Origin of the sequence: Apibacter sp. B2966 (assembly GCF_011082485.1) — a bacterium.
Lineage (GTDB): Bacteria > Bacteroidota > Bacteroidia > Flavobacteriales > Weeksellaceae > Apibacter.
This window is the reverse complement of the sequence record NZ_CP049714.1, coordinates 2,161,866-2,170,000: the sequence shown is the minus strand read 5'-3', so window position 1 is coordinate 2,170,000 and position 8,135 is coordinate 2,161,866. Positions and strand designations below refer to the sequence as shown.

The window sequence follows — 8,135 nt, the reverse complement described above, 5'->3', positions numbered from 1 at the left end:
AGATGTTTCAGTTCGGAAGGTTTGCCTTCCCTTGCGGGAATACTATACTCTTGTATAGTGGGTTGCCCCATTCAGACATCTGCGGATCACTTCGTGTGTGCCAATCCCCGCAGCTTTTCGCAGCTTACCACGTCTTTCTTCGCCTCTTGAAGCCTAGGCATCCGCCATACGCCCTTAACGATTTCTTTTCCTTAGCCAATTATATTGGCCGCTCGGTTTATTTTTTTATATAAAATCCCAATAATGTCAATGATCCGTATATAACACTGGTTCTTTTTTACTACTTCTTTCGTTTTTAGAACCTTGTGGAGAATAAGGGAGTCGAACCCTTGACCTCCTGCGTGCAAGGCAGGCGCTCTAGCCAGCTGAGCTAATTCCCCTTGTTTCCCTTTGTAGTCTCAGGCAGACTCGAACTGCCGACCTCTACATTATCAGTGTAGCGCTCTAACCGGCTGAGCTATGAGACTGATTGATTTTTATTTTCCTCGTTGCTCCTTTTACTCTTCTTCTTATGTCTTACCTTTTCCTTACAGGGGCTTTTCAGGGGTGTTATATATCTTGTGTTTTTTAACTTTTTACTTACTTTTTTATTTGTTTAAGTAGGAAACACCTGGAAGTTGTTAGCTTCTTTTGGGGTTTTTATTCCTTGTTTTGACTTTTTGCTCTAAAAAAGAGATGTTCCAGCCGCACCTTCCGGTACGGCTACCTTGTTACGACTTAGCCCCAGTCACTAGTTTTACCCTAGGCAGCTCCTTTTACGGTCACCGACTTCAGGTACCCCCAGCTTCCATGGCTTGACGGGCGGTGTGTACAAGGCCCGGGAACGTATTCACCGCAGCATGGCTGATCTGCGATTACTAGCGATTCCAGCTTCATAGAGTCGAGTTGCAGACTCCAATCCGAACTGAGACCGGCTTTTGAGATTCGCATCTGGTTGCCCAGTAGCTGCCCTCTGTACCGGCCATTGTAGCACGTGTGTGGCCCAGGGCGTAAGGGCCGTGATGATTTGACGTCATCCCCACCTTCCTCGCGGTTTGCACCGGCAGTCTCATTAGAGTTCCCGACTTTAATCGCTGGCAACTAATGATAAGGGTTGCGCTCGTTATAGGACTTAACCTGACACCTCACGGCACGAGCTGACGACAACCATGCAGCACCTTGAAAATTGTCCGTAGAAATACTTATTTCTAAGTACGTCAATTCCCATTTAAGCCCTGGTAAGGTTCCTCGCGTATCATCGAATTAAACCACATGCTCCACCGCTTGTGCGGGCCCCCGTCAATTCCTTTGAGTTTCAACCTTGCGGTCGTACTCCCCAGGTGGGATACTTATTACTTTCGCTTAGTCACTGAGAAGTTAATCCCCAACAACGAGTATCCATCGTTTACGGCGTGGACTACCAGGGTATCTAATCCTGTTCGCTCCCCACGCTTTCGTCCATCAGCGTCAATCGGTATTTAGTAACCTGCCTTCGCAATCGGGGTTCTGTGTAATATCTATGCATTTCACCGCTACACTACACATTCCAGCTACTTCAATACTATTCAAGATTAACAGTATCAACGGCAGTTCTACAGTTAAGCTGCAGGTTTTCACCGCTGACTTATCAACCCGCCTACGGACCCTTTAAACCCAATAAATCCGGATAACGCTCGCATCCTCCGTATTACCGCGGCTGCTGGCACGGAGTTAGCCGATGCTTATTCGTATGGTACCTTCAGAACATTACACGTAATGTGGTTTATTCCCATACAAAAGAAGTTTAAAACCCATAGGGCTGTCGTCCTTCACGCGGGATGGCTGGATCAGGCTCTCACCCATTGTCCAATATTCCTCACTGCTGCCTCCCGTAGGAGTCTGGTCCGTGTCTCAGTTCCAGTGTGGGGGTTCACCCTCTCAGGCCCCCTAAGGATCATCGTCTTGGTAAGCCGTTACCTTACCAACTAACTAATCCTACGCATGCCTATCTGTATCCGATTAATCTTTTAATATCTGCCAATGCTGACTGATATGTTATCCGGTATTAATCCGGGTTTCCCCGGGCTATCCCGGTGATACAGGTAAGTTGCATACGCGTTACGCACCCGTACGCCGGTCTCTCTTGAAGCAAGCTCCAAAATACCCCTCGGCTTGCATGTGTTAGGCCTCCCGCTAGCGTTCATCCTGAGCCAGGATCAAACTCTCCATTGTAATTTCTTTGTTATTATCAATTTCAAGGCTTTTTCCCTAACTCAAAAGAATCTCTTTTCTTCCAGGTTGTGTTTTGCTACTTTTTATCTTTCGTAAGCTTTGTTTAAAAAACTTTTTATTTCAACGATCTTTTGCGCTAATCAGGTCCCTCATCTTCTGTTTTTCTCTTTCGTTGTTCCTGACTTGCGGGTGCAAAGATAGCTACTTTTTCTTTCCCCGCAAGTTTTTTTTTAATCTTTTTTTAATCTTTTTTGCTAAATAATCATTAATATACTGAATACGAACCACTTAACCTCCAAAAAAATTTTTAATTTTTTTTAATTCTTTTTTAATCCTCCAGATACTTGTTATTATATAGTCATTAACAAAGATTATTATAGACTATCTTTGTACTAACTAATAAATGTAAATAACTATATATATCTATCAAATATGGCTAAGGCTAAAACTACTTTTTTTTGTCAAAATTGCGGAACTCAATATTCTCAATGGCTGGGTCAATGCAAAGTATGCGGAGAATGGAACACTATTGTAGAAGAAGTTATTGAAAAAAGTTCTGCAAATTCTATTTCTTCCCTTAGTTCCTCTTCTTCTAAAAATAAAATATATAAGATTCATGAAATTGAAACTACGGATGAGTATCGTATTCTTTCTAATGACTCTGAACTGGATCATTTATTAGGTGGCGGTATTGTTCCCGGTAGTGTTATTTTGATTGGAGGCGAACCCGGCATTGGTAAATCTACTTTGTTGTTGCAAATTTCTTTACAAATACCCAAAAAAGTATTATATGTTTCGGGGGAGGAAAGCAGTAATCAAATTAAAATGAGATCTGACCGTCTGGATATTTCTAATTCTGAATGCTATATTTTAACGGAAACTTCAACTCAAAAGATTTTAAAGAAAGCTCATGAGCTTCAACCGGAGTTGTTAGTGATTGATTCCATTCAAACTCTACATTCTTCTTATATAGAATCTTCTCCGGGAAGTATATCTCAAATTAGAGAATGTGCTTCCGAATTAATTAAATATGCTAAGGAAACTTCTACTCCTGTATTTTTAATTGGACATATTACTAAGGAGGGTTCTATAGCCGGTCCTAAAATTTTAGAGCATATGGTAGATGTCGTTCTTCAGTTTGAAGGGGACAGAAATTATGTTTACCGACTTTTACGTGCAAATAAAAATAGGTATGGTTCTACTTCTGAACTTGGAATTTATGAAATGTTCTCTTCCGGATTGAAACAGGTAAAAAATCCGTCTGAAATTTTAGTATCTAAAAAAGATGAAAGTTTATCGGGAAATGCTATTGCGGTTACTTTGGAAGGATTACGCCCTATGTTGGTTGAAATTCAAGCATTGGTATCAACGGCTGTTTATGGAACGCCTCAACGGGTGACAACGGGTTTTGACGTTAAACGATTAAATATGTTATTAGCTGTTTTGGAAAAGCGTGCGGGTTTTCATTTGGGAACTAAGGATGTGTTTTTAAATGTTACCGGAGGTATTCGTGTTGATGATCCTGCTATTGACTTAGCTGTTATTTGTGCTATTTTGTCTTCTAATGAGGATATTTCTTTACCGGATAATTGTTTATTCGCCGGTGAAATTGGTTTAAGTGGTGAAATCAGACCTGTAAATCGTATTGAACAGCGAATCATTGAGGCTGAAAAATTGGGTTATGATGTCATTTTCATTTCTAAATATAATAAAATAGATCGCAAGAAATATAATATTAGGGTTGAAATGGTTTCTAAGGTTGAGGATGTTTATAAGTTATTATTCTAATTAATTGTATGTAAATTTATCTTTCTTCGTATGGTGTAAACTTTTGCAGTCAATATATTTTTATTATACTAATAAGTGAAATTTGGCATTTGTTATCTATTACACATTATACTTTTATTTTTCAAATTAACGAAAATTAAGGTCGGTTTTATGTTTACAAATAATGTCTAAATTTTTGCTAATTTATTGTTAAACGTAATGTTTAAATTATACTTTTAGTTTTAATTTTTTTATATTTGTTCCACTACCTTCAGAATATTATACTATGAAAAATAACAAATCTAAATATTCCACTATAATTATTACTGATAAAAATTCACTGGAAACAAAAATTTTTTCTGTTAAGAATAAGCATATAAGAAATATTTTTCTGTACAAAAAGATTTTACTTTTATCAATTTTTACTATATTTTGTTTAGTTGCGGGATTGGTTAGTTATATAAGTTATGTGTATTACCAAAAACAAGATTTACATGTTAAGATTGCCGATCTTGAAAGCAAGTTGGATACTAAAAAATTAAATGATATGATTATCAATCTTAATGAAGCTGAAAAATCTTTATTAAAGATTGAGAGATACCTTAAAGATCGTCAAGTTAAAACGCTCCCTACTTCCGCCTCTAATTATAATGTTGATAATGTGGGGGGAGAGTATTATCCTGTTAATGATTCTAACTTAAATTTAATTGAAAATAAAAAAAAGAGAATTTCCGATATATATAAAAAGATTCAATTCATTCCTATCGGCTTACCTCACGTTGGAAGGATTACTTCTAATTTTGGTGTGAGAGGAAATCCGATGAAAAAAGGTAAAGGATCCGAGTTTCATCCGGGTTTGGATATAGCAGGAACTATTGGTGATCCTATTCATGCTACTGCGAATGGTGTTGTTACCTTTGCCAGTGTTAGAGGAGGATATGGCAATTGTGTAATGATAAAGCACCATTTCGGTTATGAAACACTATACGGTCACATGTCTAAAATATTGGTTAAAGAAGGACAGGTTGTCAATGCCGGAGATGTTATTGGTGAATTAGGAAGTACCGGCCGTTCTACCGGACCTCATGTTCATTATGAAATTATTTTAAATAAAGAAAAAGAAAATCCAAATAATTATTTGCATGTAAACTAAATATGAAATAAATTTAACTACTATATAAAATAAACTAACTATGTTCAATAAAAAAAAAGGAGCTGCTCTTAATTTATCTACAGAAAACATTACTACTATTATTGCGGAGGATTGTAAAATCGAAGGAAATATAGAATGTAAGGAATTTATTAGAATTGATGGTCAAACATTAGGAAATGTCAATAGCATTTGTGGACTTGTTGTTGGTCAGAAAGGAAGCGTTAAAGGAGATATCAGGACTAAAGAACTTATTGTATATGGCCAAATTGACGGCGATATTTTTGTTGATAATCTTAGTTTGAAAAACTCGGGGTCTATTATAGGAAATATGCAGGTAAAAAGTTTTCAAGTTGAAAATGGTGCCTTATATAAAGGCACCGTTAGTATGGATCAAAATAATTCTACTCCTGTTAATAAAAAAGAAAATAATTCTCAGCTTGTAGTATAAATTTTATTTCTGAAATATATACAATATTTTAGGTATTCAGGGTCTTGGATCTCCAATTTTATAAGCACTTCCTAAGGAAGAATTTTTAGATATGTATATGGTTAACCAACGATATAAAGTATTTAATCTATTACCTATGGAAACTAAAGAAATTAAGTGGATGGACGACCAAATAATCCATGCCGGTAATCCTTTTAAAAATAAGGTAGGATGAATCAGATCGGCTACGGCTTTATTTCTTCCGATAACTGCCATAGACCCTCTATCTTTATAACTAAATGGTACAGGTTGATAGTTGTCTTGGGTAAGTTGTTTTTTTAAATTATTTGCCAAATTTTTTCCTTGTTGTATTGCTACTTGGGCTAATTGCGGATGTCCTGCAGGAAAATTAGGATCTGTAGTCATTATACAGGTATCTCCTATTGCATATATATTTGAAAATCCTTGAATTTTATTATACGCGTCAACTTGCATACGTCTACCTCTTCCATACACTTCTTTGGGTATTCCTTCAAAAATTCTTGAAGTAACTCCCGCTGTCCAGATTATAGTTTTTGTTTCAATTTTATCTCCGTTTGAAAAATATATGGTGTTTTCATCACAATCTTTTACTTGTGTATTTACGAGTATTTTAACTCCTAATTTATCTAAGGCGTGATAAGCTTCTTTGTGAGATTTTTCGCTCATAGGTCCCAATAATACAGGGCTTCCTTCTACCAAATAGACTTGAATTTGGTCTTTTAAATCTTTATAATCAACATTTTCAATATAATTGATAATTTCGCGAATAACTCCTGCTATTTCAACTCCGGCAGGTCCTCCTCCGGTGATGACGATGGATAATAATCTTTTCTTTTCTACTAAATCAGTTTCTCTACTGGCGGCTTCTAACCTTTCTAAAAGTATATTTCTAAGTAACAAAGCATCATTTAAGGTTTTCATTGGAAAGGCATATTTCTCTAAATTTTCCATTCCGAAATAGTTACTTTGCGTTCCCGTTGCTAAAATCAAAATATCATAATCTAATTCTCCATTAGATAAGACTACTTTGTTTTCATCGGATTTGATTTCAATTAATTCTCCTAATCTGAATTTAACATTTTTTTTATGTCTTATAAATCTACGGAAAGGATAGCTGATAGCTGCGGGATCTAAAATACTTGAACTTACTTGATATATTAATGGTGGAAAAAAATTATAGTTGTTTTTGTCGACTAAGGTAATTTCAAAATTAGGATCATTGGACAATCTGGTGATTATATTAATCCCAGCAAAACCTCCACCTATTAATACGATTTTTTTCATAATTTGCACTAAAAAATTAATTTAACATATTGATGCAAACACATTTATTTCTTAAGAACACAAAAATGTATAGCATACATTTTATCAAAGTTACTGTTTTTTTGTAAAGTTATATAAACTTTTAATAAAAATTTAATGCTATCTTTGAATTTATTTTCAAAAATCATGATTCAAATAGAAGATACAATAATTTCTTTAGATGTATTACAGAAACAATTTGTTTGTAATCTTAATAAATGCAAAGGGATATGTTGTGTGGAAGGAGATTCGGGAGCTCCACTCGATGAAGAAGAATTACCGATTCTTGAAGACATATATGAGCAAGTATCGCCTTATCTTAGAGAGGAAGGTAGAAGGGCTATTGAATTGGAAGGTAAATATACAACCGACCTTGATGATGATTATGTTACTCCGTTAATAGAGGGTAGAGAATGTGCTTATGTAATCTATGATGAAAATCAAGCTGCGAAATGCGCCATTGAAAAGGCTTACGAAGACGGTAAAATTGATTTTAAAAAACCTATTTCCTGTCATCTGTATCCGGTTCGTCTTCAAAAATTACGAAAATATGTTGCGGTAAATTATGATGAATGGTATATATGCAAGGATGCGTGTACTTTAGGTAAAGAACTTAATGTTAAAGTTTTCGAATTTTTAAAAGAACCTTTAATTAGAAAATTCGGAGAAAATTGGTACAACCAGTTGATAGAAGCTGAGAAACTTTTAGAAATAAGTAAATAATTTAGCTTTATTTTTCCTGCAACGTATCTATGGTTTTTTGTATTTGTGTGTCATTTGCCGTAATTGCATAATAGTAAGCAATTTTTCCTTGTTGATCTATTACCATATAGCGTGGAATCCAATTTAATTCTATATATTCTGTAAAAGGATTTTTCCAACCAGTTGAAAACCAATAATTATCACCCGTATTTAATTCATACTTAGTGATACCGTTTTTCCAAGAGTCGTAATTTTTGTCTAATGACAGATAGATAAAATCTACATTATTATTTTTTTGCTTAAGAGCCCGTGAATCGGACATTCCCACTATGCAATCTTTACACCAAGATGCCCAAAATTTCAGGATCGTAACTTTACCTTTGTGTTTATTTAGTATGGATTGCATCGTTGTTTCTTTATTATCCGTATCAACTACTATTTGCTTTAAGGATTCTTCGGAAAATTCAGTTTTGGAAATTAATGGAATTTGCTGACTATAACTTAATGTAGCTATTAAAGTAATATATAGTCCTGTAAAAATTTTTTTCATTA

Annotated in this window: 6 protein-coding genes, 2 tRNA genes and 2 rRNA genes (1 of these 10 only partly in view); 4 read left to right on the top strand and 6 right to left on the bottom strand. The window is 35.3% G+C overall.

All coding sequences use genetic code 11. The features are described from left to right. From G8C43_RS09310 to G8C43_RS09295, 4 genes are all read right to left on the bottom strand, one after another. A 23S ribosomal RNA gene (locus tag G8C43_RS09310) occupies positions 1–188 on the bottom strand; it reaches 2,635 nt to the left of the window's first position. 118 nt (positions 189–306) lie between these two features. Next, positions 307–380: transfer RNA gene (locus tag G8C43_RS09305), tRNA-Ala, on the bottom strand. Positions 381–393: 13 nt separating this feature from the next. Continuing rightward, a tRNA-Ile gene (locus G8C43_RS09300) sits at positions 394–467 on the bottom strand. 201 nt (positions 468–668) lie between these two features. Next, positions 669–2,190 (bottom strand): 16S ribosomal RNA (locus tag G8C43_RS09295). The 16S and 23S rRNA genes sit together here with 2 tRNA genes alongside, the layout of an rRNA operon. Positions 2,191–2,622: 432 nt before the next feature. On the opposite strand from G8C43_RS09295, the gene radA reads away from it, so the two are divergent. From radA to G8C43_RS09280, 3 genes are all read left to right on the top strand, one after another. Then, positions 2,623–3,978, top strand: a complete 1,356-nt coding sequence (gene radA, locus G8C43_RS09290) for a DNA repair protein RadA (RefSeq protein ID WP_166005607.1) — start codon at positions 2,623–2,625, stop codon at positions 3,976–3,978. Between the two features lie 265 nt (positions 3,979–4,243). Then, a complete protein-coding gene (locus G8C43_RS10050) occupies positions 4,244–5,110 on the top strand; it encodes a M23 family metallopeptidase (protein ID WP_160542592.1) in 867 nt (288 codons plus the stop codon). Positions 5,111–5,150: 40 nt separating this feature from the next. Then, complete coding sequence (locus G8C43_RS09280) at positions 5,151–5,558, top strand: polymer-forming cytoskeletal protein (RefSeq protein WP_166005606.1); 408 nt, start codon at positions 5,151–5,153, stop codon at positions 5,556–5,558. Positions 5,559–5,594: 36 nt separating this feature from the next. On the opposite strand, the gene G8C43_RS09275 is transcribed toward G8C43_RS09280, so the two are convergent. After that, positions 5,595–6,863 (bottom strand): NAD(P)/FAD-dependent oxidoreductase, encoded by a 1,269-nt coding sequence (locus G8C43_RS09275; RefSeq protein WP_160566430.1) that lies wholly within the window; start codon positions 6,861–6,863, stop codon positions 5,595–5,597. A gap of 165 nt (positions 6,864–7,028) precedes the next feature. Here G8C43_RS09275 and G8C43_RS09270 point away from each other — a divergent pair, with 165 nt between their 5' ends. Continuing rightward, positions 7,029–7,604, top strand: a complete 576-nt coding sequence (locus G8C43_RS09270; RefSeq protein ID WP_166005605.1) for a DUF3109 family protein — start codon at positions 7,029–7,031, stop codon at positions 7,602–7,604. A 7-nt stretch (positions 7,605–7,611) separates the two neighbouring features. On the opposite strand, the gene G8C43_RS09265 is transcribed toward G8C43_RS09270, so the two are convergent. Then, positions 7,612–8,133 carry a TlpA family protein disulfide reductase gene (locus G8C43_RS09265; protein WP_166005604.1) on the bottom strand — a complete coding sequence of 174 codons (522 nt, stop codon included), beginning with the start codon at positions 8,131–8,133 and terminating at the stop codon, positions 7,612–7,614. Positions 8,134–8,135: the final 2 nt, after the last annotated feature.

Bases quoted from the DNA above. Each gene is read 5' to 3' on its own strand.
- G8C43_RS09275 (WP_160566430.1), bottom strand. From the start codon at position 6,863: ATGAAAAAAATCGTATTAATAGGTGGAGGTTTTGCTGGGATTAATATA.
- G8C43_RS09265 (WP_166005604.1), bottom strand. From the start codon at position 8,133: ATGAAAAAAATTTTTACAGGACTATATATTACTTTAATAGCTACATTA.
- G8C43_RS09270 (WP_166005605.1), top strand. From the start codon at position 7,029: ATGATTCAAATAGAAGATACAATAATTTCTTTAGATGTATTACAGAAA.
- G8C43_RS09280 (WP_166005606.1), top strand. From the start codon at position 5,151: ATGTTCAATAAAAAAAAAGGAGCTGCTCTTAATTTATCTACAGAAAAC.
- radA (WP_166005607.1), top strand. From the start codon at position 2,623: ATGGCTAAGGCTAAAACTACTTTTTTTTGTCAAAATTGCGGAACTCAA.
- G8C43_RS10050 (WP_160542592.1), top strand. From the start codon at position 4,244: ATGAAAAATAACAAATCTAAATATTCCACTATAATTATTACTGATAAA.